Origin of the sequence: Streptomyces sp. NPDC052225, from assembly GCF_040679615.1 — a bacterium.
GTDB lineage: Bacteria > Actinomycetota > Actinomycetes > Streptomycetales > Streptomycetaceae > Streptomyces.
This window is the reverse complement of record NZ_JBFAVD010000033.1, coordinates 1-26,091: the sequence shown is the minus strand read 5'-3', so window position 1 is coordinate 26,091 and position 26,091 is coordinate 1. Positions and strand designations below refer to the sequence as shown.

General features: G+C 72.0%; 21 protein-coding genes. 11 read left to right on the top strand and 10 right to left on the bottom strand.

From position 1 onward, the window contains the following. Positions 1–228 precede the first annotated feature (228 nt). The 8 genes from eccE to AB0L37_RS33385 all read left to right on the top strand — a co-directional run bounded on the left by eccE (position 229) and on the right by AB0L37_RS33385 (position 11,436). Positions 229–1,632 carry a type VII secretion protein EccE gene (gene eccE, locus AB0L37_RS33420; protein ID WP_365514116.1) on the top strand — a complete coding sequence of 468 codons (1,404 nt, stop codon included), beginning with the start codon at positions 229–231 and terminating at the stop codon, positions 1,630–1,632. Beyond that, positions 1,632–2,369, top strand: a complete 738-nt coding sequence (locus tag AB0L37_RS33415; RefSeq protein WP_365514113.1) for a hypothetical protein — start codon at positions 1,632–1,634, stop codon at positions 2,367–2,369. The genes eccE and AB0L37_RS33415 overlap by 1 nt, the downstream gene beginning before the upstream one ends. A 307-nt stretch (positions 2,370–2,676) precedes the next feature. Further along, positions 2,677–5,334, top strand: a complete 2,658-nt coding sequence (locus AB0L37_RS33410; protein ID WP_365514110.1) for an SCO5717 family growth-regulating ATPase — start codon at positions 2,677–2,679, stop codon at positions 5,332–5,334. 252 nt (positions 5,335–5,586) lie between these two features. Further along, positions 5,587–7,446: an ABC transporter substrate-binding protein gene (locus AB0L37_RS33405; protein ID WP_365514108.1), complete on the top strand. Its 1,860-nt coding sequence runs from the start codon at positions 5,587–5,589 to the stop codon at positions 7,444–7,446. Between the two features lie 15 nt (positions 7,447–7,461). Further along, positions 7,462–8,547 (top strand): ABC transporter permease, encoded by a 1,086-nt coding sequence (locus tag AB0L37_RS33400; RefSeq protein ID WP_365514105.1) that lies wholly within the window; start codon positions 7,462–7,464, stop codon positions 8,545–8,547. Continuing rightward, positions 8,544–9,458 carry an ABC transporter permease gene (locus AB0L37_RS33395; protein ID WP_365514102.1) on the top strand — a complete coding sequence of 305 codons (915 nt, stop codon included), beginning with the start codon at positions 8,544–8,546 and terminating at the stop codon, positions 9,456–9,458. The genes AB0L37_RS33400 and AB0L37_RS33395 overlap by 4 nt, the downstream gene beginning before the upstream one ends. Beyond that, a complete protein-coding gene (locus tag AB0L37_RS33390; protein WP_365514099.1) occupies positions 9,455–10,450 on the top strand; it encodes an ABC transporter ATP-binding protein in 996 nt (331 codons plus the stop codon). The genes AB0L37_RS33395 and AB0L37_RS33390 overlap by 4 nt, the downstream gene beginning before the upstream one ends. Then, a complete protein-coding gene (locus AB0L37_RS33385; protein ID WP_365514096.1) occupies positions 10,447–11,436 on the top strand; it encodes an ABC transporter ATP-binding protein in 990 nt (329 codons plus the stop codon). The genes AB0L37_RS33390 and AB0L37_RS33385 overlap by 4 nt, the downstream gene beginning before the upstream one ends. Positions 11,437–11,500: 64 nt before the next feature. On the opposite strand, the gene AB0L37_RS33380 is transcribed toward AB0L37_RS33385, so the two are convergent. The 10 genes from AB0L37_RS33380 to rimP form a co-directional block, all read right to left on the bottom strand. Then, the gene (locus tag AB0L37_RS33380; RefSeq protein WP_365514093.1) at positions 11,501–11,980 is read right to left on the bottom strand and encodes a carboxymuconolactone decarboxylase family protein; all 480 of its coding nucleotides are present in this window, start codon (positions 11,978–11,980) and stop codon (positions 11,501–11,503) included. 102 nt (positions 11,981–12,082) lie between these two features. After that, entirely contained in the window at positions 12,083–13,042 is a 960-nt protein-coding gene (locus AB0L37_RS33375) for a bifunctional riboflavin kinase/FAD synthetase (RefSeq protein WP_365514091.1), read from the bottom strand. 119 nt (positions 13,043–13,161) lie between these two features. Continuing rightward, entirely contained in the window at positions 13,162–16,716 is a 3,555-nt protein-coding gene (locus AB0L37_RS33370) for a trypsin-like peptidase domain-containing protein (RefSeq protein WP_365514088.1), read from the bottom strand. Positions 16,717–16,978: 262 nt separating this feature from the next. Continuing rightward, positions 16,979–17,884, bottom strand: coding sequence for a tRNA pseudouridine(55) synthase TruB (gene truB / locus AB0L37_RS33365; protein WP_365514085.1), 906 nt, complete (start codon positions 17,882–17,884; stop codon positions 16,979–16,981). A gap of 2 nt (positions 17,885–17,886) precedes the next feature. Continuing rightward, positions 17,887–18,342, bottom strand: coding sequence for a 30S ribosome-binding factor RbfA (gene rbfA / locus AB0L37_RS33360; protein WP_365514082.1), 456 nt, complete (start codon positions 18,340–18,342; stop codon positions 17,887–17,889). Positions 18,343–18,390: 48 nt separating this feature from the next. Continuing rightward, the gene (locus tag AB0L37_RS33355) at positions 18,391–18,684 is read right to left on the bottom strand and encodes a DUF503 domain-containing protein (protein ID WP_365514079.1); all 294 of its coding nucleotides are present in this window, start codon (positions 18,682–18,684) and stop codon (positions 18,391–18,393) included. Between the two features lie 135 nt (positions 18,685–18,819). Beyond that, a complete protein-coding gene (infB, locus tag AB0L37_RS33350) occupies positions 18,820–21,906 on the bottom strand; it encodes a translation initiation factor IF-2 (RefSeq protein ID WP_365514076.1) in 3,087 nt (1,028 codons plus the stop codon). A gap of 146 nt (positions 21,907–22,052) precedes the next feature. Next, positions 22,053–22,331, bottom strand: coding sequence for a YlxR family protein (locus AB0L37_RS33345; protein ID WP_365514074.1), 279 nt, complete (start codon positions 22,329–22,331; stop codon positions 22,053–22,055). A 102-nt stretch (positions 22,332–22,433) separates the two neighbouring features. Next, positions 22,434–23,432, bottom strand: a complete 999-nt coding sequence (nusA, locus tag AB0L37_RS33340) for a transcription termination factor NusA (RefSeq protein ID WP_365514071.1) — start codon at positions 23,430–23,432, stop codon at positions 22,434–22,436. Between the two features lie 2 nt (positions 23,433–23,434). Next, positions 23,435–23,938: a ribosome maturation factor RimP gene (rimP, locus tag AB0L37_RS33335; protein WP_365514068.1), complete on the bottom strand. Its 504-nt coding sequence runs from the start codon at positions 23,936–23,938 to the stop codon at positions 23,435–23,437. 177 nt (positions 23,939–24,115) lie between these two features. Between rimP and AB0L37_RS33330 the strand changes: the two genes are divergently transcribed. The 3 genes from AB0L37_RS33330 to AB0L37_RS33320 are packed head-to-tail and all read left to right on the top strand — an operon-like array spanning position 24,116 to position 25,999. Next, complete coding sequence (locus AB0L37_RS33330; RefSeq protein ID WP_365514065.1) at positions 24,116–24,589, top strand: hypothetical protein; 474 nt, start codon at positions 24,116–24,118, stop codon at positions 24,587–24,589. Positions 24,590–24,594: 5 nt separating this feature from the next. Next, complete coding sequence (locus AB0L37_RS33325; protein ID WP_365514062.1) at positions 24,595–25,068, top strand: ferritin-like domain-containing protein; 474 nt, start codon at positions 24,595–24,597, stop codon at positions 25,066–25,068. A gap of 28 nt (positions 25,069–25,096) precedes the next feature. Next, positions 25,097–25,999, top strand: a complete 903-nt coding sequence (locus AB0L37_RS33320; protein ID WP_365514059.1) for an aminoglycoside phosphotransferase family protein — start codon at positions 25,097–25,099, stop codon at positions 25,997–25,999. The last annotated feature ends 92 nt before the right edge of the window (positions 26,000–26,091 follow it).

Below are 26,091 nucleotides of genomic sequence, written 5' to 3'. Positions count from 1 at the left end.
CCCGTCTTTCGGTGACTGTGGTGCCCCGGTGCGCTGTGCGACTGCCGTGGCTGTCAGACCCGGCCCCTACTATGCCTGTTACGACGTTGTGCGTGTGGCACGGGTAGGGTGCTGAGGCTTTCCGGCGACGGCAGAGCGAGCACTGCACGCGGACCGCACGAGGACTGTGAAGCCTTCTATGAGGCCTTTGCGTATGGGATTTCGGGAGAGTTCGGGGGGTTTTGAGTGATGGCTTCCGCAACGCGGACTCGATCGCGGTCGCAATCGGGTTCACGATCGAGATCAGGCTCGGGATCACGATCGGGTGACCCCTCGCAGCCGGGCTCCCCGACCCCTTCACACATGTCACACACGCCTGCACAGAATTCCCGTACGGGGAATGCGGCGGCGCCCTATCGAGGGCCTGTTGCGCCGCATCTGAAGTCCCGTTCGGGGCGCGGCGGCTCGTTCGCCGTGCAGCGGCTCGTGATGATCGAGCTGGCCGCCGCGCTCGTCGTGGTCGGCTGGGTGATCGGCACCGTCGCGCTCATCGCCACGGGCGCCGTCGCCGCGCTGCTCCTGCTCCTCGCTCTCGTACGACGCCGGGGGCGCTCCCTGCCGGAGTGGCTCGGCACCGTGCTCGCGCTGCGCTCCCGTCGGCGGCGCGCGGCGAACACGCCGGTGCCGCCGGGGACCGAGCCCGGACTGGCGCCCGCCGTCGAGTGCGACCCGAGCCTGCGCACGTACAGCCACAACCGTGGTGACGACCGGGACCAGCGCCCGGTCGGCATGGTCGGTGACGGCGGGTTCCTGACCGCGGTCCTCCAGGTCGAGTCGGACGCGACCGCGCTGCGCGCCGAGCGCAGCCGCCGCCCGCTGCCCGTCGGCATCGTGCGGGACGCCCTTGAGGTGGACGACATCACGCTGGAGTCCGCGCAGATCGTGCTGCACACGCAGCCCGCGCCCGCGCTCCACCTGCCGCAGCAGTCGGTGGCGGTGAGCAACTATGCGCCGCTTCAGGCGCAGACGGGCTCCCCCGCGGTGCGCATCACCTGGATCGCCCTGAAGCTCGACCCGGAGCTGTGCCCGGAGGCCGTCGCCGCGCGCGGGGGCGGCGTGGTCGGGGCGCAGAAGTGCCTGGCGCGCGTGGCCGAGCACCTGTCGAGCCGGCTGAGCGGTGCCGGGTTCCGGGCGAGCGTGCTCACCGAGGAGGAGCTCGTCGCCGCGGTCGCCACGTCCGCGTGCGCGAACCCGATGGTGACGGCGCAGGCCGGTCGGAGCGAGGCGCCGCAGCGGCGCACCGAGGAAGAGGGCCGCAGCTGGCGGTGCGACAACCGCCGCCACACGACGTACTGGGTGCGCCGCTGGCCCCAACTGGGCCCGGACACCGTCCAGTTGCCGCAGCTCGTCGCACAGCTGACGACGGTCCCCGCGCTGGCGACGACCTTCAGTCTGACGCTCGCCAAGGGCGACCAGCAGGACGTGACGATGACCGGCCACATGCGCATCACCGGCCGCAGCGACAGCGAACTGACCACCGCGCGGCGCGACCTGGAGCGGGCCGCGCGCCAGGTGCGGACCGGTCTCGTCCGGCTCGACCGTGAACAACTGCCCGGCGTACTGGCCACGTTGCCGCTCGGAGGTGCCCGCTGATGGCCATGACGACTCAGGTCACCGAGTTCGGCGAGCGGCTGCGCACCGGCTTCGGCCTGCTCGGCCCGCGCCACGCGCGGCACACGCTGTCCGTCGAGCAGATGGACTCCCTCGCCCTGCCGATCGGCGACGACGGCGTGGTCGTCGGCGTGGACGCCGAGGGCCAGCCCGCCGTCATGGGCATCAACCGCCCGACGCCGTACGACATCGTGCTCATCGGCGGCCTGTGGACCGCGCAGGTGCTCGCGCTGCGGGCGGCCGCGACCGGGGCGCGGGTCGCCGTCGAGACGGGCCGTGCGCAGCAGTGGGCGCAGCTCGTCCAGGCGGTCGGCGGCGGGCAGTCCGGGATGACCGTGCACGACGTGGGGCGGGTGCCGCCGCAGGGCGCCTCGGCCGGCGGCCCGGTGCTCGTCATCCGCGACTGCGGCATGCGGCCGCCGCGCGGGCGGGTCGCCTCCGCGCCGTGGCAGTCCGTCCTGACACTGCTGCCGTACCTGAGCCCGGTCGCGCCGCGCCTCATGCGGCAGGCCCGGCTCGTCGGCGTGCAGCGGGTGTCGCCGGACGAGGCGAGTGAGATCGGTCGCGTCATAGGGCTCCCGCGCGGGGAGTACGAGTCGCTGCCGACCCTCGCCGACGGCGTGACGCTGTGGTGCACCGACCGCGACCGGCAGTACGTGATGACGCAGGCGACGGACGCGGAGAACGGGTTGCTGGGGACCGCGCGGCGGATGGACTGACCGGCCGGATCGTCATGACCGTCATGACGGTCATGACCCGACTGTGGACTCCCGTGCCTTTGCGGGTGATTCGGGCATTTCTCGTCAAGTGCCCTATGCGGACGGGTTTGTTCGTCACGTTTTGATGTACGTCCTGCCGGGCCCGCGCGCTCCGGGCCCCGCGTGACGCAGCGGACAGCCGGGACGGGGTGGATGGGCCTGCCGTGCACCCGGTTTTCGTGATTAGGCTGGGGTTGAACGTGTTGCGGGCACCCGTGTGCGGGTGGGCGCGTACGGCGGTAGGTGCTCGACCACACCAGGAGGCATTGTGAACAGCGATCGGGACGGAATCCGCGGGGGCTGGGATTCACCCGTCGATGATCAGTCCGACGCGGAGTCCAGTGTCGAGATGACGGGCGAGTTCACCATCGACTACGCCCCTCCGGCCTGGTACACGCAGAACGCGTCGGGGGCGGCCGGTACGCCTGAGCCGCCCGCGCCTGCACCCGTGCCGGCACCTGCCCCTGCGCCGGCTCCGGCTCCGGGCGATTCCGGGAGCGGGGATCTGGAGAGCGGCGCCACGATGAAGTTCTCCGCGGCCGCGCTGAAGCGGGAGTTCGCGGAGCTGTCGGCGCTGGGTGAGCAGAAGGCCGAGGAGAAGAACGAGGACAGGGCCGAGGAGAAGGCCGAGCCGGCCGAGTCGTCGGCCGAGGGGTCCGAGACGCCTCGATCCTGGGTCGACGCGCACAGCACGGAGGGCGACGCCGCCGAGGGCCCGGACGGGTCGGTCCGTTCGGACGGTTCGGACGCCTCGGCCGACAGCGGGGACTTCGCGCTGCGCGCCGCCGACGCGGACGACGACAACACGGCGGAGACCGAGGCCACGGCCGCGGCTCCCGAGGCCGTCGCGATTTCTGAGGCTCCCGAGGCCCTCAAGGCCCCTGAGCCCGTCGAGACCCCCGAGCAGCCGGTCGCCGCCGAGGCGGACAGCGCGGGCAGCGCGGACGACGCCGGCACCGCCGAGGAAGCCCCGGCCGCGCCGAGCACCCCCGCCGACGTCACCCACGTACCGGACGCGCCCGCCGCCTGGACTCCCCCGCCCGCGCCGGAAGGCGGAGTCCCGCCGCTGCCCCCGGCGTTCCAGCCGGCCGCGCCGCCCGCCGCCCAGCAGTGGACCGAACCGGCCCCGGGCCAGCAGCAGCCCCCGGCCGCCGCACCTGTCGCGCCTGCCGCCTCGGCCGCGCCCACGGCCCCCACCGCTCCGGTCGCGCCCACAGCACCCACCGCTCCGGAGGCCTGGCCCGCGCAGCCCCCGGCGGCCGCCCAGCCCCAGCCGCCGGCTCCGGCCCCGGCCCCGGCTCCCGCGCCTCCTCAGCCCGTGGCCCCCAACTCCCCTGCCCCACAGGGCGGTTACGGCTTCCCCCAGCAGCAGGCGCAGCCGCCGGCGCAGCCCCACGCTCAGCCGCCCGCCCCGCAGAGCGGCTACGGCTTCCCGCAGCAGCAGCCTCCCGCCCCCGGCCCCAACCCCCCTGCCCCGCACGGCGGTTACGGCTTCCCCCAGCAGCAGCCGCACGCGCAGCCGCAGCCTCACGCCCAGCCCCAGCCCCAGCCGCAGGCGCAGCCCCCGGCTCCGGGCCAGTACCCCCCGCCCGCCGACCCCCGCACCGGTGCCGCCTGGCCGCAGCCCATGCAGCACGACCAGCGCCAGCCCACGAACGTCGGCGGGGCTCCGCTCGGCTACACCGCGGCCGTCGAGCTGTCGGCCGACCGGCTGCTCAACAACAAGAAGCAGAAGGCGAAGAGCAGCCGTCCCGGCGGCAGCGGCAACCGCTTCAAGCTCGGCGGCAAGAAGGAAGAGGCCGAGCGGCAGCGGAAGCTGGACCTGATCCGCACGCCCGTCCTGTCCTGCTACCGCATCGCCGTGATCAGCCTCAAGGGCGGCGTCGGCAAGACGACCACGACCACCGCGCTCGGCGCGACCCTCGCCACCGAGCGCCAGGACAAGATCCTCGCGATCGACGCCAACCCGGACGCGGGCACTCTGGGCCGCCGCGTGCGCCGCGAGACCGGTGCGACCATCCGCGACCTGGTGCAGTCGATCCCGCACCTGCACTCGTACATGGACATCCGGCGGTTCACGTCTCAGGCGCCGTCCGGCCTGGAGATCATCGCGAACGACGTGGACCCGGCGGTCTCGACGACGTTCAACGACGAGGACTACCGCAGCGCGATCGACGTGCTCGGCAAGCAGTACCCGATCATCCTGACCGACTCGGGCACCGGCCTGCTGTACTCCGCGATGCGCGGAGTCCTCGACCTCGCCGACCAGTTGATCATCATCTCGACCCCGTCCGTCGACGGTGCGAGCAGCGCGAGCACGACGCTCGACTGGCTCTCCGCGCACGGGTACGCGGACCTCGTCTCGCGCTCGATCACGGTCATCTCCGGGGTCCGCGAGACCGGCAAGATGATCAAGGTCGAGGACATCGTCAGCCACTTCGAGACGCGCTGCCGCGGTGTCGTCGTGGTCCCGTTCGACGAGCACCTGGCGGCCGGCGCCGAGGTCGACCTCGACATGATGCGGCCGAAGGTGCGCGAGGCGTACTTCAACCTCTCCGCGATGGTCGCCGAGGACTTCGTGCGGGCCCAGCAGCAGCAGGGCCTGTGGACCCAGGCGGACGGCCAGCAGCCGCCCACCATGGCCCCGCCGATGCCCGGCTACCAGCAGCAGCCGCAGCAGCCCTATCCCGGCCAGCAGCCGTACCCCGGCCAGCAGCCGCAGGCCCCGTACCCGCCGCAGCAGGGACAGCCCCCGCAGGGCATGCCGCCTCAAGGTCCGCCCGCCCAGCCGGGTCAGCCCGGACCGCAGCCCGGCTGGCAGACCCCGCCGCCCCCGCCGCAGCAGCAGGGGCAGCCCCAGGGGCAGCCCCAGGGGCAGCCCGGTCCGCCCCCCGGCTGGCAGCAGCCGCAACCCCCTCAGCAGTGACAACTCCCCGAAAGGCCCGCACCGTTGGACGGTGCGGGCCTTTCTCGCTCTTTACCGCATTGCGGGCGTCAGGCCCTGGCCTGCAAAGCGTCAGAGGTCTCGACCAATGTGCGTGAAATGCAGGTCAACTCGTTATTTCCGCAGGCCACATGGGGTTCACCTGCCGTTGACGGGCCTCAACAGCCGCTGATAAACACACACTTCATTCAGCCATGCCCATGCTGTGCGAGCGATGCGCGAGGTCCCCGACCGATGAACAAACAAGCTCAGCAACATCCGCACCACAGAACTCTCCTGGCGGCCGGTCTCGCCGCGTTCTCCCTGACGGCCGCTCTGGCCACGCCGCTCAACCCGGTTCCCCAAGAGGCCCAGGCCAAAGACGGCGGCGACAAGACGACGCTCACGGTGGCGGTCGCGCAGAGCGTCGACTCGCTGAGCCCGTTCCTGGCGCAGCGCCTGCTCAGTACGAGCATCCTCCGCCTCACCAACGAGTTCCTGACGAACTACGACGCCAAGGACAACCACGTCATCCCCGGCTTCGCCACCAAGTGGGAGCCCTCGCCGGACAAGTTGACGTGGACGTACACGATCCGCGACGACTCGAAGTGGTCGGACGGTCAGAAGGCGACGGCCAAGGACGCCGCCTTCACGTTCAACAAGATGATGACGGACGAGGGCGCGGCCACCGCGAACGGCTCCTTCGTCGGCAACTTCAAGAAGGTCACGGCGCCCAGCGACACCCAGCTGGTCATCGAGCTCAAGAAGCCGCAGGCGACCATGACGGCGCTGGACGTGCCGATCGTGCCCGAGCACGTCTGGAAGGACGTCAAGGACTACTCGAAGTTCAACAACGACGAGAAGTTCCCCGTCGTCGGCAACGGCCCGTACGTGCTGACCGGCTACAAGACCGACCAGTACGTGAAGCTGGAGCGCAACAAGGACTTCTGGCGCAAGACCGGGAAGCCGCAGTTCGACGAGATCGTCTTCAAGACGTACAAGGACCAGGACGCCGCGGTCGCCGCGCTGCGCAAGGGCGAGGTCTCCTTCGTCGCGGGTTCCCCCGCCCTGACGCCCGCTCAGGCGGCGTCTCTCAAGGGCGAGAAGAACATCAAGGTCAACGAGGGCCCGGGCCGCCGCTTCTACGCGATCGCCACCAACCCCGGCGCGCGGACCAAGGACGGCAAGAAGTTCGGCGACGGCAACAAGGCGCTGCTCGACCAGAAGGTGCGCCAGGCGCTGTTCCGCTCGGTCGACACCAAGACCATCGTCGAGAAGGTCTTCCAGGGCCACGCGGTCCAGGGCGAGGGCTACATCCCGCCGCGCTTCAAGGACTACTTCTGGCAGCCCTCGGACAGCCAGAAGCTGAGTTACGACACCACGGCCGCGGCCAAGCTGCTCGACGACGCGGGCTACAAGATGAAGGGCGACAAGCGCGTCGGCAAGGACGGCAAGCCGCTCGACTTCCGCATCCTGTGCCACGCGACCGACCCGAACGACAAGGCGATCGGCAAGTACCTCAAGGAGTGGTGGGGCAAGCTCGGCATCGGCCTCAAGGTCGACTGCATGGACGACGTCTCCGTGCCCTGGTACGCCGGTGAGTACGACCTCGCCTTCGACGGCTGGTCGGTGAACCCGGACCCGGACTTCGTCCTCGGCATCCACACGTGCGCCGCCCTGCCCACCAAGGCGAAGGAGAGCGCCGCCACCGACAACTTCATCTGCGACAAGAAGTACGACGAGCTCTACCAGAAGCAGCTGGCCGAGTACGACCCCGCCAAACGGGCCGACATCGTCAAGCAGATGGAGTCGTGGCTGTACGACTCCGGGTACATGAACGTCATGGCGTACCCGAACGCGGTCGAGGCGTACCGCACCGACCAGATCAAGTCCATCCAGACCATGCCCACCGCGGCCGGCAACATCTACGGCCAGGACGGCTACTGGAGCTGGTGGTCGGCCGTCCCGGCGTCCTCGTCGGACAGCGGTGACTCGTCGGACTCGGGCAGCTCCACCGGGGTCGTGATCGGGATCGTGGTCGCCGCGCTCCTGGTGATCGGCGGAGGCGTGTTCTTCGCGATGCGCCGCCGGACGACCGCGGACGACCGCGAGTAAGAGAGCACCTGAACCATGGCTGCTGACAGCACTCCGGCGCTCGTGCAGTCCGCGACGCAGGCCGCCGGCGACCCCACCGAGGTGGGGCCGTCGCCGGCCGCCCGCGGCCCACGGGCCCGCAACACCAAGGCGTACCTCCAGTACGCCGCGGCGAAGATCGTGGGAGCGGCGGTCTCGCTCTTCGCCGTCCTCGTCACGAGCTTCTTCCTCTTCCGCCTCATCCCGAGCGACCCGGTCAAGCAGATGACCGGCGGCCGTCCCGTCTCCGCGCAGCAACTGGAGAACCTGCGCCACCAGTTCGGCCTCGACCAGCCGATGTGGAAGCAGTTCACGTCGTACATCGGGGACGCGCTCACCGGCGACTTCGGGATGTCGTACCAGTTCCACACCCCGGTCATCGACAAGATCACCGACGCGCTCCCCGCGACCCTGCTCCTGACGGGCACGTCGTACGTCCTGTACTCGGCGCTCGGCATCTGGCTGGGCACGCGCACGGCGTGGCGCAACGGATCGCGCAGCGACCGCTTCAACACGGCGTTCGCGCTGACCCTGTACTCGATCCCCTCCTTCTGGCTGGGCCTGCTCCTCATCATCGTGTTCGCGGTCGGCATCGGTCCGATCCCGGGCATGTTCCCCACCGGCGGCCTCGAATCGGGCGGTGAGAGCGGATTCGCGTACGTCATCGACGTAGCGCACCATCTGGTCCTGCCGGTGATCACGCTGGTCGCGGTCGGCTACGCGCAGACGCTGCTCGTCATGCGCTCCTCGCTGCTCGACGAGATGGGCAGCGACTACCTGACGACGGCGCGCGCGAAAGGTCTGCGCGACGACGTCGTGCGCCGCAAGCACGCGGTGCCGAACGCGATGCTGCCCACCTTCACCCTGATGTTCGTCAACCTCGGGCACGTGGTGGCGGGGCAGATCCTCGTCGAGACGGTCTTCTCCTGGCCGGGCCTCGGCGGCCTCTTCTACCAGGCGCTCTCCGTGCCCGATCTCCCGCTCGTCCAGGGCCTGTTCTTCGTCTTCGCCACCGCGGTGATCCTCGCGAACACCCTCGCCGACATCCTCTATCCGCTGCTCGACCCGAGGGTGGGCCGATGACGACAACCACGACGGCACCCGTGAGCGCGCGTGCCCTGGCGCGCGCCCGCAAGCGTCGGTCCATGGTCCGCTTCTGGCGCTCGTACCGTGCGCACAAGGGCGGCCTGTGGGGCCTCGGCCTGCTGATCCTGATCGCGCTCGTCGCGGTCCTCGCGCCCGTCCTGGTCGGGAAGGACGCGCAGTCGGTGACGGACGCGCCCGGCGGCCCGCTCGAAGGGCCGAGCGCCGAATTCCCGCTGGGCACCGACCAGTTCGGCCGCAGCGTGCTCGCGCTTCTCGTGTACGGGGCGCGCGTCTCGCTCACCGTGGGTCTGCTCGCCGCGTTCCTGTGCGTGGCGATCGGCACGGTCATCGGGATCGTCGCCGGGCACTTCCGCGGCTGGTACGCGACCGTCCTGATGCGCATCACGGACTGGTTCCTGGTGATGCCGACACTGGTCCTCGCCATCGCGCTCGCGACCGTGATGGACCGCTCGATGTGGACCGTCGTCATCGCGATCGGCGTGACGACCTGGCCGACCACGGCCCGGCTCGTGCGCGCGCAGACGCTGGCCGTGGAGTCCCGCCCGTACATCGAGCGGGCCCGCGCCCTGGGTGGCGGCCACGGCCACGTCATGACCCGGCACGTGCTGCCGAACGTGATGCCGCTGGTCCTCGCCCAGACCACGATGATCATCTCGTCCGCGATCCTCACGGAGGCGACCCTCGCCTTCCTCGGCCTGTCCGACCCGACCGTCACGTCGTGGGGCGGCATGCTCCAGGACGCGCGCGAGGCGGGCGCGGTGAGCGCGGGCGACTGGTGGTACCTGGCACCGCCCGGCATCGCCATCGCCGTCGTGGCGCTCTCGTTCACACTGTGCGGCCGCGCGATCGAGTCCGTCCTCAACCCGAAGCTGGGGGTGCGGTCATGACGCTTCTCGAAGTACGTGACCTCGAAGTGACGTACGCCGGAGGGGCCCAGGCCGTCCGCGGCGTGAACCTGTCCGTCGAGGCGGGCCACAAGCTCGGCATCGCGGGCGAGTCGGGCTGCGGCAAGTCGACCCTCGCCCTCGCCCTGCTGCGCCTCCTCCCCGCGGGCACGAAGGTCAGCGGGGAGATCCTCCTGAACGGCGAGGATGTCCTGGCGATGAAGTGGGGCCGGGTCCGCGCGGTGCGCTGGGCGGGCGCCTCGATCGTCTTCCAGGGCGCGATGCACTCGCTCAACGCCGTGCACCGCGTCGGCGACCAGATCGCCGAACCGATCCTGCTGCACAAGAAGGCGACACCGGCGGGCGCGAAGAAGAAGGCCGCCGAACTCCTGGAGCACGTAGGGCTTCCGGCGGCGCGCGCGGCCTCGTATCCGCACGAACTGTCCGGCGGTCAGCGCCAGCGCGTGATGATCGCGATGGCGCTCGCCTGCGACCCGGAGCTGATCATCGCGGACGAGCCGACGACGGCCCTCGACGTGATGATCCAGGCCCAGATCCTGCGCCTGATCGAGCAGTTGGTGGCGGAGCAGAGCCTCGGGCTCATCATGATCAGCCACGACCTGGCGGTCCTCTCCGACACCTGCGACCGGCTCGCCGTCATGTACGCGGGGCGGGTCGTCGAGGAGGGCCCTGCGCTCCAGGTCTACGAGAACGCGGTGCATCCGTACGGCAAGGCGCTGTCGGCCGCGTTCCCCACGATCGGCGATCCGGCGTCCCGGTTCGCGCCGCGCGGGCTGCCCGGCGACCCGCCGGACCCGGCGGCGCTGCCGTCCGGCTGCACGTTCCATCCGCGCTGCCCGGTGGCGCTCGACGTGTGCGCGACGCAGGACCAGGTGCTTCGGGACGCGGGACCGGGGCGGCGGGCGGCCTGCGTGCACGTCGATCCAAGTGACGCCGCGGCCACGGCAGTTGAGGCAAGGAGCACCACCGCATGACCGAGACACTGCTGGGCGCCGACCGGCTGCACGTGACGTTCCCCGGCCGGCGCGGCGCCGCCGAGGCGCGGGCCGTGGACGGCGTCGACCTGGACATCGCGCCGGGCGAGATCGTGGCCCTGGTCGGCGAGTCCGGCTGCGGCAAGACGAGCCTGGCCCGCACGCTGCTCGGCCTGGAGCGGCCGACGTCGGGCCGGGTCACGTTCGCCGGGAAGCCGCTGGAGTACGGCTCACGGGCGCTCAAGGCGTACCGCAAGCGGGTGCAGCTGGTCCTCCAGGACCCGAGCGGCTCGCTGAACCCCCGCCACACGGTGTACGACGCGGTGGCGGAGGGGCTGCGCATCCACGGCTACGCGGGAGACGAACGCGAGGCCGTCTCACGTGCCCTCTCCCGCGCGGGACTTCGCCCCCCGGAGCGGTTCTTCCTGCGCTACCCGCACGAGTTGTCCGGCGGTCAGCGCCAGCGGGTCGTCATCGCGGGCGCGCTGGTCTTGGAGCCCGAACTCATCGTGGCGGACGAGCCGGTGGCGTCCCTCGACGCGTCGGTGCGCGGCGAGATCCTGGCGCTGCTGCTCAAGCTGCGCGACGAACTGGGCCTCTCGGCGCTGGTCGTCACGCACGACCTGGGCCTGGCCTGGAACATCGCGGACCGGGTGGCCGTGATGTACCTGGGCCGCATCGTGGAGACGGGCAAGGTGGAGGAGGTCCTGACCGCACCCCAACACCCGTACACCCAGGCCCTGTTGTCGGTTCTCCCGGAGGCACCCGGCGACCCGGTGGTCCTCACGGGCGAACCCCCGGACCCGTCCCGCATCCCCGGCGGCTGCCGCTTCCACGCCCGCTGCCAGATCCTGGCGGGCGGGGAGGCCGACCGGGCCGGAGTGGCGGAGTCCTGCCGCACGGTGGACCTGCCGGTGCTGACCGGCGGGGCAGGCGCTCAGGTGGCCTGCCACTGGGCGCGGGCCCGCGCGGCCGGGGAGGGGTGACCGCACGCACGGCGGGTGCGGTGCTCGGCGCAGCGCAGCCGAGCACCGCCGACCCCGGGGCGCCTCACTCCAACGGCGACTTCATCCCCACCTCGTAGTCCCCACCGGGCTGCCGCACGATCGCGTTGAGGCGGTTGAACGTGTTGATGCCGGCGATCAGGCAGACCAGCGCCGCCAGTTGCTCCTCGTCGTAGTGCTTCGCGGCGTTGGCCCAGACCTCGTCGGAGACACCGGCGCCGTCCGCCAACCGCGTTCCGGCCTCGGTGAGTTCGAGCGCGGCGCGCTCCGCCTCCGTGAAGACCTTGGCCTCGCGCCAGGCGGCGACGAGCATCAGCCGCTGCGGCGTCTCGCCCGCGGCGGCGGCTTCCTTGGTGTGCATGTCGAGGCAGCCCGAGCAGCCGTTGATCTGGCTGGCCCGGATCTTCACCAGTTCCTGTGTCGCGGCGGGGAGGCCGGAGGTGGCGAGCGGCGCGTGGGCTGCCACGAGCCGCTTCACGAACCCGACGGCGGTGGTGCTGGCGAAGATGTTCAGACGGGGTTCCATGGCAAGAGCTCCCTGTTTCGTCGTCGTGAAGTGCGCTGACACTTCTGTGACGGATCAGGGAGCTCCCGTGTGACATCCCAGGATGTGACCCGGGACACGTATCTACGACGCGGGCGTCCCGTGCGCCTCGACGAGCTCACGGGCCCGCTTCACGTCAGCGGCGATCGCGTCGACGAGCTGCTCCAGCGAGTCGAACTTGGCCATCCCGCGCACGAACGCGAGGAAGTCCACCGCCACGTGCATCCCGTACAGGTCGAGACCCTCGCGGTCGATGGCGTACGCCTCGACGGTCCGCTCGGTGCCGTCGAACTGCGGGTTGGTGCCCACCGAGATCGCGGCGGGCATGGCCTCGCCGTCCACGTGGAGCCATCCCGCGTAGACGCCGTCCGCGGGGATCGCGGTGTGCGGCAGCGTCTCCACGTTGGCGGTGGGGAAGCCGAGTTCGCGGCCGCGCTGCGCGCCGCGCACGACGACGCCCTCGACGCGGTGCGGCCGGCCGAGGATCTCGCGGGCCCCGTCCACGTCGCCCTCGGCGACGAGTCGCCGGGTCAGCGTGGACGAGAACGGCTCGCCGCCGCCCGCGCTGCCGCTCACGTACAGGTCGACGATCTCGACCTCGAAGTCGTACGTCTCGCCCTGCTCGACGAGGAAGTCGACGGTGCCCGCGGCCTTGTGCCCGAAGCGGAAGTTGGGGCCCTCGACGACGACGCGCGCGTGCAGCTTGTCGACGAGCACCTTCGCCACGAAGTCGGCGGGCGACAGCTTCGAGAACTCCTTGGTGAACGGCAGGATCAGCACCGCGTCCACCCCGAGTTCGGTCATCAGCTCGGCGCGCCGGTGGTGCGGCGCGAGCAGCGGCGGGTGCGAGCCGGGACGCACGACCTCGCTCGGGTGCGGGTCGAAGGTGACGACGACGGCCGGCACGCCCAGCTCGCGCGCCCGCTCCACGGCCCGGCCGATGATCAGCTGGTGTCCGCGGTGCACGCCGTCGTAGGAGCCGATGGTGACGACGCTGCGCCCCCAGTCCTGGGGGATGTCCTCCAAGCCACGCCAGCGCTGCACGGTGATTGCTCCTCGCGAACCTGTGTACGACGGTTTCGTCTCTTGCCTCATACGCAGGTCTAAGAGTGCCATGCCGACTGCCCGCGCCTCGCATCGGGAGGGCGCCCTCGGTCAGGTCGTCAGGCGGGGACGCGGACCCCGGCCAGGTTCTCGATCATGCGGCGGGCGCTGGGCCCGACCAGCGCCGCCCACTCCTGCGGCGCCGCGGCCAGCCAGCGCGCGACCAGGGGCGCGAACCCCGGCACGGTCCGCGCCAGCTCCACCAGGCGCCGGTCGAAGCAGGCCGCGCCCTCCGGGGTCCGTACGAGCAGCATGCCCGTACGGTGCACCAGCTCCCTGCTGCGCGCCTGCCCGCGCCGCGCCGCACTCCGGGCGGCCGCGCACAGTACGGCGTCGAGGACCGCGGGATCCCGCTCCTGACCGAGGAGTACGTCCAGGAGCTCGGTCCGCAGCGCGCGCGACGCGGCGGTGCCGGGGGCGGCCAGTACGGGGGCGAGCGCACCGCGCACCCCGGGTGCCCCGGTCTGGAGCAGGCCCACGACCAGCGGGAACAGCACGGCCCGCGCGCCGGTCCCGTACTCAAGACGCCGGTCCACGAACCCGGCGACCTGCCCGGCCGCCGCCTCGGGCCTGTCCCGCGCCAGCTCCTGTACGAGGGCTGCCGCGCGGCGCGCGAGGGCGGGCGTGGTGACGTCGGCCAGGGTCCGCAGGACGTCCCCGATGCCGGGTCCGGGCTCCCGCAGCCGCGCCTGGAACGCCGCGAGCACCGGCTCCGGGTGCGTGCCGAGCGCGGTGGCGAGCGCCGCCGCCGGAAGCTGCGGATCCCCGGCCGCGAACCGTTTCAGGGCGGGTGTCAGGTACGCGGAACGGGACTGCGGATCCCGTACGAGGAGGGCCAGCGCGGCGCCGTGCAGCGTGCAGTCCACCGGGCGGGCCAGCAGGGCGAGCGCCGAGTAGCGCAGCAGGCCCCGGTCGGCCTCGCCGGTGACACGGGGCGCGACCCGCAGGCCGTACGCCACCGCCGCGACGTGCCGGGCGGGCCGCTCGTCGTGCGCCCAGCGGTCGACGGCCCGGCACAGGGCGGAGGGCTCCTCGTCGGCGAGCGCGGCGAGGAGTTCGTCGGCGCGGGGGTGGGCGCAGTCGACGAGCGCCTCGGTCAGGTCGTCGACGGCCCGGTGCCGGTGGGTGTGCAGCAGGGCCTGGGCGGCGGTCGCCACGGTCGCGTCGGGCAGCGCGGGCAGCTCCCGCTCGTCGTCGAACCAGCGGGTCAGCTGCCGCTGCACGCGCGCCGGGTCGGCGGCGAGCGCCTCGGCGACGGCGTCGAGATACCGCTCGCCGCCCTCGGCCCCGTCCCGCACGACGAGCCGCCGCAGCAGCGCGAACCGTGTGTCGTCGTCGAGATCGAGCGCCATCCAGAACCACGGCCCGAACGCCCCGGCGTCGGCAAGCTCGTCGAGCACGGGCAGATAGGCCCGCACCTCCCGCACCCGCGACAACACTTCCCCCACCAGATGCCCAGCCCACCAACAGGCCTCGTCATCCCGCACCACATCCCGGGCCGCCGAGGAGACACCCCCCGCCGCCTTGGGCAATCCGCCGCCCGGGGCAGCAGCGTGGGCAAGACGGCCCCCAGCACCGGGTGCCTCCCCATCGGCCCCAAGGGCACCCCCCGCCGCCTTGGGCAATCTGCCGCCCGGGGCGGCAGCGTGGGCAAGACGGCCCCCAGCACCGGGTGCCTCCCCATCGGGCCCAGGGGCCGCCCCCGCCACCCAAGGCAGCAACTCCCTCAGCCGCGACGCAAGTTCACCCGCACCACACTCCCGCTCGACAAGAAGCAGCGCCCGCACCACAGGCCCCGCCCGATGCCGAGGCACCGGCACCGACGCACCCCCGCCCGGCCGCCGCACCACCAGCGCGTCCAACGCCGCCGCCAGATCCAGATGCATGCCCTGGATCCAGTCGGCGACCTCCTCGTGCCCGAACCGGTAACCGCCGCCGGCCGGCACCAGCACCCCCTCCGCGAGCACGGCGGACGCCCATCCCGACACCCCGTCCCGTACCCCCCACGGGAACAGCTCCTCGAACGCCGCCCGGTCAAGCTCCCCCTGCCCGGGCCCCAGACACCGCCGCGCCGCCTCGTGCAGCTGCCCCGACACCCGCGCCGCGAGCCGCCGCACCCCGCTCCCCCGCACCCCGGCGGGCGCGGCGAGCCGCACCGCCACCCGCAGGCACACCAGATCCAAGTACGCCGCGAAGATCTCGTCCCGGTCAGGGCGCCCGGCACCCCCGTCCGGCGGCAGCGCCGCCCGCACCTCCGCGAGCAGCCGCAACGACAGGGGATGCCCCGCGTCCCGGGCGGCCAGCGCCCCCTCCGGAATCCCGAACCGCGCCCGCGCCGCCCGCGCCGGCCCCTCCGCCAGATCCCCGATCCGGACGCACGCGGGCAGCCGCCCGGCCCGCCCGTGCAGCACATCGGCGCCGAACAGCGCCCCGGCCTGCTCCCAGTGCTCCGCACGGCAGGCCACGACGAGCCGTACGTCCGCCGCCGTCAGCCAGCGCTCGGTGCCGCGCGACCACGCGGCGAGCCGGTGGGCGAGGACCGGCGGCATCTCCTCGGGCCCGTCGAGGAGCAGCACGAGCGGGCGCCCCGCGTCGCAGGCGACCTTCGCGACGCGCTCGGGCGTGAGGTCCCCCAGGTCGCCGGGTTCGGCGTCCCTGGACGCGGCCACGATCCGTGCGGCCCGCTCCAGGGTCCGCGCCACGGCGTCCGCCACCGACGCGTCGTCCCCGCGCAGATCGGCACCGCGCAGCCACAGCGTGGGCGCGGCCGCCTCTCCCCCGGCCCGCCGTGCGGCAAGGGCCGCGAGCTCCGTCGTACGACCGCTGCCCGGATCCCCGACGAGCGCGAGCACGGCCGCGTCGCCCGCCGCGAACCGCTCCAACTCCCGCACCACGTCCGGCCGTTCGACGGGCTGGACCCCGCCGGCCTCTGCCGGCCCGTCGCTCCCCACGGAGACGGCGGCCACCTGGAGCACACCCGCGAGATTGAGGTCGGACCCGTACGCGGGCACCGTCGCGGCGTTACGGGCGAGCAGCTCGGCGAGCGGTCCGCGCGGGTCCGCGGCGGCGGCCGCCCGCAGCGGCACGGCGAACCCGGCGGCCTGATGCGCCGACTGCAACGCCGTACCGAGCACGGCGACCACGGCCCCCGTCCCGGCGTCCAGCACGGGCCCGCCCGCGGCCCCGCCCCCGAGCCGCAGCGCATCGGCGCCCGCGGTCCCCACCGCCAACTCCATGGCGCAGTCGAGGAGATGGAAGCGATCGGTGGCCGTGTACGTCACGTCGCCGTGCCCGAGCACCCGCGCCTCGCGCCAACCGCCCGCCGGGATCCGCACATACGCCCCGGTCTCCAGGAGCCCCCGGGCCGCGACCGGCAGCGGCACCGCGCCCAGCCCTTCGGCGCGCACGAGCGCGAGATCTGCCTCGGGGAGCGCGACGACCGACTCGGGTCCGACGACACAGGTGACACCGCCGGGCGCGTGCAGCACGACGCGGCCGAGCCCGTCGACCGCCTCGTGGCTGGTGACGACGGTGCCCCGGTCGTCCGCGGCGAACCCCGTCCCGCGCGGCCGTCCGGCCAGATCACAGATCCGTACCAGAGGCGGATCCACCATGCCCGCCGCCCTCCCGCCGCTCTCCGCCACGCCCCGTACGTCCGACGGTAGGCGCGCAATGATCAGCGGAACAGGACACGGCGCGAACGCGCCCCCTTCCACTCCCCCGGTTCACTCCGAGCGCCTGCTCGAAGGGGTGAAGTGGACAGCCCTGGCGGATACACCCTGGAAAGGGGGAAGTGGAGCGGCGGCCACCACGAAAGCCGGAACCCGCCGCTCCACCGAAAAGGAGTCAGCCGAAAAGGAGTCAGCCGAAAAGGTGTCAGCCGAAGACGGCCAGGCTCTTCGCCTTGCCCTTCGACTCCTCGACGAGCGCGAGGAACCGCCCGTCCGCACCGAACACGGCGACCGGACCGGCCCCCGCGTACTCCGCGGGCATCTCCAGGCGCACGCCGTTGAGCAGCAGCTGCCCGCGCTTGGCGTCCACGTCCCAGCGGGGGAACGCGGCGCTCGCGGCCTCGGCCACCGGCATCACGGTCAACGTCTCCTGGAGCTGGTCCAGGGTGCGCGCCGAGTCCAGCTTGTACGGGCCGACGCGGGTGCGGCGCAGCGCGGTCAGATGCCCGCCGACACCGAGGTCGGCGCCCAGGTCACGAGCGAGCGCGCGGATGTACGTACCGGACGAGCAGACCACGGACACGACCAGGTCGAGCACGGGCGTCCCGTCCTCGGCGACCGCGTCACGGACGTCGTAGACGGCGAACGACGAGATCGTGACCGGCCGGGCGGGGATCTCGAAGTCCTCGCCGTCGCGTGCCCTCTTGTACGAGCGGACGCCCTTGATCTTGATGGCGCTGACCTTGGACGGCACCTGCATGATGTCGCCGGTCAGCTTGGCGACGCCCGCGTCGACGGCCTCGCGCCGCACACCGGACGCGTCGGTGGACGAGGTGATCTCGCCCTCCGCGTCGTCGGTGAGCGTGTTCTGCCCCAGGCGGATGGTGCCCAGGTACTCCTTCTCGGTCAGCGCGAGGTGGCCGAGGAGCTTGGTGGCGCGCTCGACGCCGAGCACGAGGACACCGGTCGCCATCGGGTCGAGGGTGCCCGCGTGGCCGACCTTGCGGGTCTTGGCGATCCCGCGCATCTTGGCCACGACGTCGTGCGAAGTGAAGCCCGACGGCTTGTCGACGATGACAAGCCCGTCGGGCGGTGGGGTGCGGTCGGACATGCTCAGGCGTCGCCGTCCTCGTCGGAGGCGTCGTCGTCCTCGGGCTTCTTGTACGGGTCCGCGTCGCCGGCGAACGTGGCGCCCGCGGACGCCTCGCGCACCTGGGCGTCCGAGGACCGCGCCTTGTCGAGGAGGTCCTCGATCGTCTTGGCGTTGTCCGGGAGGGCGTCCGCGACGAACGTCAGCGTCGGCGTGAACTTCACGCCGGCCGCCTGGCCGACCGCGGAGCGCAGGATGCCCTTGGCGCTCTCCAGGCCGGCGGCCACCTCGGCCCGCTCCTCGTCGTCCCCGTACACCGTGTAGAAGACGGTGGCCTCCCGCAGGTCACCCGTGACCCGGGTGTCCGTGATGGTGACATGGGTGCCGAGGCGCGGGTCCTTGATCCCACGCTGCAGCTTCTGGGCCACCACCTCTCGGATGAGGTCCGCCAGCCTCTTGGCGCGCGCGTTGTCGGCCACTGCCGTCTCCTTAGTAACTAACCACTGTGGTGCACAGTGCTTCTTGCTTCAGTCTTCGTCGCTGTGGAGTCTGCGTCGAACCGAGAGCAGTTCCACCTCGGGCCGCCCGGCCACCAGCCGCTCGCAGCGGTCCAGTACGTCGGTGAGGTGTTCCGTACCCCCGGAGACCACCGCGAGCCCGATCTCGGCCCTGCGGTGGAGGTCCTGATGGCCCGTCTCCGCCACGCTCACCGCGTACTTGCGCTGGAGCTCGGCCACGATCGGACGGACGAGGGAGCGTTTTTCCTTCAGCGAGTGGACGTCGCCGAGGAGCAGATCGAAGGACAGAGTCCCCACATACATGTGTGTCCGGATGTCCCGCCGGTTCGGGTTCGTATGGGCGCCGGGTCCGGACGCCGATACGGGAACCGTACACGCAACGGCCGGGGCCGATCGACGGAAATAAGTCCCGTCGACCGGCCCCGGTCGCACTTCAGGTTACGCGCGCGGCTTCTCGCGCATCTCGTACGTCGCGATGACGTCGTCGACCTTGATGTCGTTGAAGTTGCCGAGGTTGATACCGCCCTCGAACCCTTCGCGGATCTCGGTGACGTCGTCCTTGAAGCGACGCAGACCGGAGATGTTGAGGTTCTCCGCGATGACCTTGCCATCGCGCAGCAGGCGCGCCTTGGTGTTGCGCTTGACCTCTCCGGACCGGACGAGCACACCGGCGATGTTGCCCAGCTTGGACGACTTGAAGACCTCGCGGATCTCCGCCGTGCCGAGCTCGACCTCTTCGTACTCCGGCTTGAGCATGCCCTTGAGGGCCGCCTCGATCTCCTCGATGGCCTGGTAGATCACCGAGTAGTACCGGACGTCGACACCCTCGCGCTCCGCCATCTGCTGCGCACGGCCGGCTGCCCGGACGTTGAAGCCGATGACGATGGCGTCGGAGCCGGTCGCCAGGTTGATGTCGGACTCGGTGACCGCACCCACACCGCGGTGCAGGACACGGATGTCGACCTCTTCACCGACGTCGAGCTGGAGCAGCGAGGACTCGAGAGCCTCCACCGAACCGGACGCGTCGCCCTTGATGATGAGGTTGAGCTCCTGCACCAGACCGGCCTTGAGGGCCTCGTCCAGGTTCTCCAGGGAGAACCGGACGCCGCGGCGCGCGAAGTTGGCGTTGCGCTCGCGAGCGGCACGCTTCTCGGCGATCTGACGGGCCGTACGGTCCTCGTCGACCACCAGGAAGTTGTCGCCGGCACCCGGGACGTTGGTGAGACCGAGCACGAGGACGGGGGTCGAGGGACCCGCTTCCTCGACGTTGTTCCCGTTGTCGTCGAGCATCGCGCGGACACGGCCGTAGGCGTCGCCGACCACCATCGTGTCGCCGATGCGCAGCGTGCCTCGCTGGACGAGGACGGTCGACACCGCACCGCGACCACGGTCGAGGTGGGACTCGATCGCAATACCCTGCGCGTCCTGCTCCGGGTTGGCCCGCAGGTCGAGCGAGGCGTCCGCGGTCAGGACCACGGCCTCCAGCAGCTGGTCGATGTTCAGACCCTGCTTGGCGGAGATGTCGACGAACATGGTGTCGCCGCCGTACTCCTCGGCCACGAGGCCGTACTCGGTCAGCTGACCGCGCACCTTGGTCGGGTCGGCACCCTCGACGTCGATCTTGTTGACCGCGACGACGATCGGGACCTCGGCGGCCTTGGCGTGGTTCAGCGCCTCGACCGTCTGCGGCATGACACCGTCGTTGGCCGCGACCACGAGGATCGCGATGTCGGTCGACTTCGCACCACGGGCACGCATGGCGGTGAACGCCTCGTGACCCGGGGTGTCGATGAAGGTGATCTTGCGGTCTTCGTCGTTGACCTCGGTCGTGACCTGGTACGCACCGATGTGCTGCGTGATACCGCCGGCCTCACCCGCGACGACGTTCGTCTTGCGGATGGTGTCGAGCAGTCGGGTCTTACCGTGGTCGACGTGACCCATGACGGTCACGACCGGCGGACGCGCGACGAGGAACTCCTCGCCACCCTCGTCCTCACCGAACTCGATGTCGAAGGACTCGAGCAGCTCGCGGTCCTCCTCCTCGGGGCTGACGATCTCGAGGATGAAGTTCATCTCGTCCGCGAGGAGCTTCAGCGTCTCGTCGGAGACGGACTGCGTGGCAGTGACCATCTCGCCGAGGTTCATCATCACGCCGACGAGCGACGCCGGGTTGGCGTTGATCTTCTCGGCGAAGTCCGTGAGGGACGCACCACGCGACAGGCGCACGGTGGCGCCGTTGCCGCGAGGCAGCATGACGCCGCCCACCGACGGGGCCTGCATGGCCTCGTACTCCTGGCGCCTCTGACGCTTCGACTTGCGACCACGACGGGCGGGCCCGCCGGGACGGCCGAACGCACCCTGCGTGCCACCACGGCCACCCGGACCACCGGGACGACCGCCGAAGCCGGGACGGCCACCGCCGCCACCGCCGGGACGGCCGGCGAAGCCGCCGCCACCGCCACCGGGACCACCGGGACGACCGGCGAAACCGCCACCGCCGCCGCCACCGGGACGACCGGCGAAGCCGCCGCCACCGGGACGACCGCCGCCGCCACCCGGACGACCGCCGCCGCCGGGACCACGGCCACCGCCGGGGCCACCACCGGGACGCGGGCCCGCGGCGGGACGCTGCGGCATCATGCCCGGGTTCGGACGGTTACCACCAGGGGCACCGCCGGGACGCGGACCGGCCGCGCCGCCCTGCGGACGAGGCATGCCGCCCGGGGTCGGACGAGCGCCGCCCTGACCCTGGGGACGGGGACCACCCTGGCCGCCACCCTGCGGGCGCGGACCGCCCGGGGCACCCTGGCCGCCGGGACGCGGGGCGCCGCCCGGACGGGGCGCCTGCGGGCGCGCCATGCCGGTGGAGCCACCAGAGGTGAAGGGGTTGTTGCCCGGACGCGGACCCGCGGGACGGGCACCGCCCGGACGGGGCGCACCCTGGCCGCCGGGACGCGGGGCGCCCTGACGGTCGCCGCGCTGGCCCTGGCCACGGTCCTGGCCACGGTCCTGACCGGGGGCCGGACGGCCACCGGGCTTCGGGGCGCCCGGACGGGCACCGCTGGGACGCGGGCTGCTGGCGGCCGGGGCCGACGAAGCGGCCGGGGCAGCGGGCGGCGCCGTGAACTCGGGCGCGGCCGGAGCCGGCGAAGCGGGCTTGGGAGCCGGCTTCGGGGCGGCGGCGGGACGCGGACCCGGGGTCGCCGGAGCGGCCGGGGCTGCGGGCTTCTCCGCGGCGGCGGGCTTCGGCGCAGCCGGACCCGGACGCGGACCGGCAGGCTTCGCGGCCTGCGCGGGAGAGGGGGTCGGACGCGGCGCTGCGGGCTTCGCAGGCGCGGCCTTCTTCGCGGCGGGCTTGCCGCCATTGCCCTGGTTAAGGGCATCAGTCAACTTGCGTACAACCGGCGCCTCGATCGTCGAGGACGCCGAACGTACGAATTCACCGAGTTCTTGGAGCTTGGCCATGACGACCTTGCTCTCCACGCCGAACTCCTTGGCGAGTTCGTATACCCGGACCTTAGCCACTTCGCTCCTTTTAGGTCCGGGTTACGCCGGACCGTCGCTACTTCATGGGCGTACTCATCGCGTGCTCATCGAGTGCTCATCGCAATCTCGACCTACTTCCAACTCGCGGGGTACCAGGGCCGCACGGGGGTTCCGCGCGGCGCTTCTTACGGTGTTGCCTGCTCGACTCGGTGGCGGAGTGCCTCCGTGTCGAACGGTCCAGAGGACTTGTACGCCCTCTGGAACGCCCGGCGGCGGACCGCCAGGTCGAGACAGACCAGGGCGGGGTGCACGTAGGCACCCCGGCCGGGCAGCGTACCGCGATCATCGGGGACGCAGGCGCCCTCGATCACCACGATCCGCAGCAGATCGCTCTTGGCCGCTCGCTCCCGGCAACCCACACAGGTTCGCTCAGGGCAGGCGCGGGCTTGCGTCCGGCCAGACACGATTAAGTCTACCTCCCCGTACCGACCTCACCCCTTTGGGGGAAAAATCGAACGGCCGTTTACGTCACATACTGTCGTGATCCAAGCGCACAGCGCACGGATTTATTCCCCGGCGGGAGCGTCCTGCTGCTCGGTGTCGGGACGGATGTCGATGCGCCAGCCGGTCAGGCGCGCGGCCAGGCGGGCGTTCTGCCCCTCCTTGCCGATGGCCAGCGACAGCTGGTAGTCCGGCACGGTCACGCGGGCCGAACGGGCACCGAGGTCGACGATCTCGACCTTGGAGACCCGGGCCGGGGACAGCGCGTTGGCCACCATCTGCGCCGGGTCGTCCGACCAGTCGACGATGTCGATCTTCTCGCCGTTGAGCTCGCCCATCACGTTGCGCACGCGCCCGCCCATGGGACCGATGCACGCGCCCTTGGCGTTGAGTCCGCTCCGGGTGGAGCGCACGGCGATCTTCGTACGGTGACCGGCCTCACGGGCGATCGCCGAGATCTCGACCGAACCGTCGGCGATCTCGGGGACCTCCAGCGCGAAGAGCTTCTTCACGAGGTTCGGGTGCGTACGCGACAGGGTCACCGACGGGCCTCGCACGCCCTTGGCGACACGGACCACGTACGAGCGCAGGCGCAGGCCGTGCGGGTACTCCTCGCCCGGGACCTGCTCCTGCACGGGCAGGATCGCCTCGAGCTTGCCGATGTCCACCAGCACGTTCTTCGGGTCGCGGCCCTGCTGGACCTGGCCCATGACGATGTCGCCCTCGCGGCCGGCGTACTCGCCGAGCGTCGCGTCGTCCTCGGCGTCGCGCAGGCGCTGCAGGATGACCTGCTTCGCGGTGGTGGCGGCGATGCGGCCGAAGTCCGACGGGGTGTCGTCGAACTCCTTGGCCTCCTGGCCCTCTTCGAGGTCCGCCGGGTCCTCCGTCGCCCACACCGTCACATGGCCGCTCTCGCGGTCGAGCTTCACGCGTGCGCGGCGGAAGCTGCCTTCGGTGCGGTGGTAGGCGATGAGGAGGGCCGACTCGATCGCCTCGACCAGCAGGTCGAAGGAGATCTCCTTCTCCCGGACCAGACCCCGCAGGGCACTCATGTCGATGTCCACGGCTACGCCTCCTCTTCTTCGTCGTTCTTGTTCTTGCGGTTGAACTCGACCTGGACCCGCGCCTTGGCGATGTCGCTGAAGTCGAGTCGTCGGGCGGTGGCCTTGCGGCCCTTCACGCCCGGTACTTCGAGGTCGAGACCTTCGTCGTCGACCTTGAGGATGCGTGCGACCAGCTCGCTGTCGTCGCTCAGCTGGAACTTCACGAGGCGGTCGGTGGCACGGATGTAGTGGCGGTGCTCGGTCAGGGGGCGCTCGGCGCCCGGCGTTCCGACTTCGAGTTCGTACTCGCCGTCGCCCATCGCGTCGGTCTCGTCGAGCTTCGCCGAGAGCGCGCGGCTCACATCGGCGATCGCGTCGAGGTCGGCTCCTTCGTCGGAGTCCACGACGACACGCAGCACACGCTTGCGTCCTACCGAGGCCACGTCGATCTCTTCGAGATCGAGCCCCTGTGAGCCGACGAGCGGTTCCAGTAGTTCCCGCAGCCTCTCGTTCTGGGTGGTGCTCATCCGGGTGACTCCTCGGCCGCGTGTGCTGTTGTGATTGCTGACTTTCCTTGCGCGTCAGGTCAAAGGGTATCCGGTCCAGGGGGGTGTTGCCGTCCACCGGGGAAGGGCCGACTGTACGGTGATCTTCGCTGCCCCTTGCCGCTTCCCGCCGAATCCTTCCTGCCGAGGACGTCCGCCGTGCCGCTCCCCTCTCGTAGAACCCTGCTCGCCTCGCTGGCCGGGGCCGCCCTCGTGACGGGCTGCTCGGGCGGCTCCGACGACGGCGCCGAGGGCGGCCGGGGCGCACCCTCCGTCTCGCAGGAGAAGCGACTTTCGGCCAGGGCGGCGCGGGAGAGCGCCGATCTGCTCGGCCAGTACGACGAGGCGCTCGCGGCGCTGCCGGGTCTCGCGGGGCGGCTCGGGCCGCTGCGCGCCGAGGTGGAGCGGCACGTGAAGGCGTTCGGCGGGGCAGCGCGGCCCTCCGCGTCGACGGCGCCCTCGACCCCGCCGGTGGCCGAGAAGGACGTGCTCAAGGCGCTGGCGGCGGCCGAGCGGACGCTGTCGGACCGGCGGATGGCCGCGCTGGTGGACGCCCCGGCCGAGCTGGCGCGGCTGCTCGCGTCGGTGGCGGCGGCGGGCGCCGGGCACGCGTACCTGCTGACGGAGGGCTGACGGGGATGAGCGAGAACGAGCTGCTTGCGGCGGTGCAGGCGGCGCTGCGCGCCGAGCACGCGGCGGTGTACGGGTACGGAGTGGTCGGCGGCCGGATCCGCCAGGGCCGCAGGGACGAGGCGAGGGCCGCGTACGACGCGCACCGCTCGCGCCGGGACGAACTGCGGCGCACCGTACGCGACTTGGGCGGGACGCCGGAGGAGTCGGCGGGGGCGTACGCGCTGCCGTTCCCGGTACCCGACTCCCCCGCCGCGGCACGGCTCGCGGCGGACATCGAGGACAAGGTCGCCGGGGTGTACTCGGATCTCGTACGGGCGTCGAGCGGTGACCGGCGCCGGAGCGCGGCGGATGCGCTGAGGGAGGCGGCGGTCCGTGCGGTGCGCTGGCGCGACGGGAGCGTAGCCTTCCCTGGGCTCGCCGAACGGGCCGCGGCGCCCTCGGCGTCCGCCTCGGCTTCGTCGGTGACGCCCCGCACGTAGGCAGTCTTTGGAAGGGAATCACGCGCGTATGGCTTTCGAACCGCCCCAGCGGTTGGTGAACGCGCTCGGCGAGGTGCGCGACGACGGCGCGTCCGCGTGGCTCGGCCAGGTGGGCACTCTCCTCGACGAGGCCGCGGCCCGGCGCGACGTGACGGTCGAGCGGGTGCATGTGCCCGGCGGGCGCAGCGGTCTCGTCGCGCATGTGCGCCGGCCCGACGGCTCGCCCGCGGTGCTCAAGCTCGCACCGGAGCGGTTCAGGCCGGAGGCGGAGCGGGCCGCGCTGACGCACTGGGACGGGTTCGGTGCCGTACGGCTGCTCGATCCGGGGATGAACGACGGGGCGCTGCTCCTTGAGCGGCTGCATCCCGAGGTCTCCGTACGGACGCTGCCGGAGGCGAAGGCGCTGCTCGAAGCGGCGGGGACGCTGCGGCGGCTGTGGGTGGAGCCGCCGGCCGGGCGCAACTGCGAGACCGTGCCGGAGCGCACGGGCCGTCAGGCGGTGGCCATGCGGGCGTCCGTCGAGGCGTTCCCGGAGGTCGCGCCACTGGTCGACGCGGCACTTGAGGCGCGGGAGTCGCTGGTCGCGTCGGCGCCCGAACTGCGGCTGCTGCACGGCACGTTCCGGCAGAGCAAGGTGCTGTCCGGGGAGCGGATGCCGTGGCTGGCCGTGGGGCCCGACCCGGTGGTGGGTGAGTGCGCGTTCGATCTGGCGCGCCTTGTGCGGGACCGGGTCGAGGACCTGATCGGCTCGCCGTCCGGGCCCGCGATCACCCGGCGGCGGGTCAAGCGGCTCGCGGAGTCCCTGGACGTGGACCAGGAGCGGCTGCGCGGCTGGACGCTGTTCCGGGCCGTGGAGTCGGGCGTACGGGCGCTGCGCGTGGGGCGCGAGGGCGACGGCGAGAACCTGCTGGAGTTCGCGGGCTGGCTGTAGCGGCACGACGCACAGGGGCGCCAGGGTGAGCAGGCCCGCCCACAGCAGCGACACGACGAGCATCTCGCGGTGGCCGTAGCGGTCGCCGAGCC

Bases quoted from the DNA above. Each gene is read 5' to 3' on its own strand.
- eccE (WP_365514116.1), top strand. From the start codon at position 229: ATGGCTTCCGCAACGCGGACTCGATCGCGGTCGCAATCGGGTTCACGA.
- AB0L37_RS33415 (WP_365514113.1), top strand. From the start codon at position 1,632: ATGGCCATGACGACTCAGGTCACCGAGTTCGGCGAGCGGCTGCGCACC.
- AB0L37_RS33405 (WP_365514108.1), top strand. From the start codon at position 5,587: ATGAACAAACAAGCTCAGCAACATCCGCACCACAGAACTCTCCTGGCG.
- AB0L37_RS33400 (WP_365514105.1), top strand. From the start codon at position 7,462: ATGGCTGCTGACAGCACTCCGGCGCTCGTGCAGTCCGCGACGCAGGCC.
- AB0L37_RS33395 (WP_365514102.1), top strand. From the start codon at position 8,544: ATGACGACAACCACGACGGCACCCGTGAGCGCGCGTGCCCTGGCGCGC.
- AB0L37_RS33390 (WP_365514099.1), top strand. From the start codon at position 9,455: ATGACGCTTCTCGAAGTACGTGACCTCGAAGTGACGTACGCCGGAGGG.
- AB0L37_RS33385 (WP_365514096.1), top strand. From the start codon at position 10,447: ATGACCGAGACACTGCTGGGCGCCGACCGGCTGCACGTGACGTTCCCC.
- AB0L37_RS33380 (WP_365514093.1), bottom strand. From the start codon at position 11,980: ATGGAACCCCGTCTGAACATCTTCGCCAGCACCACCGCCGTCGGGTTC.
- AB0L37_RS33370 (WP_365514088.1), bottom strand. From the start codon at position 16,716: ATGGTGGATCCGCCTCTGGTACGGATCTGTGATCTGGCCGGACGGCCG.
- truB (WP_365514085.1), bottom strand. From the start codon at position 17,884: ATGTCCGACCGCACCCCACCGCCCGACGGGCTTGTCATCGTCGACAAG.
- AB0L37_RS33355 (WP_365514079.1), bottom strand. From the start codon at position 18,684: ATGTATGTGGGGACTCTGTCCTTCGATCTGCTCCTCGGCGACGTCCAC.
- rimP (WP_365514068.1), bottom strand. From the start codon at position 23,938: ATGAGCACCACCCAGAACGAGAGGCTGCGGGAACTACTGGAACCGCTC.
- AB0L37_RS33325 (WP_365514062.1), top strand. From the start codon at position 24,595: ATGAGCGAGAACGAGCTGCTTGCGGCGGTGCAGGCGGCGCTGCGCGCC.
- AB0L37_RS33320 (WP_365514059.1), top strand. From the start codon at position 25,097: ATGGCTTTCGAACCGCCCCAGCGGTTGGTGAACGCGCTCGGCGAGGTG.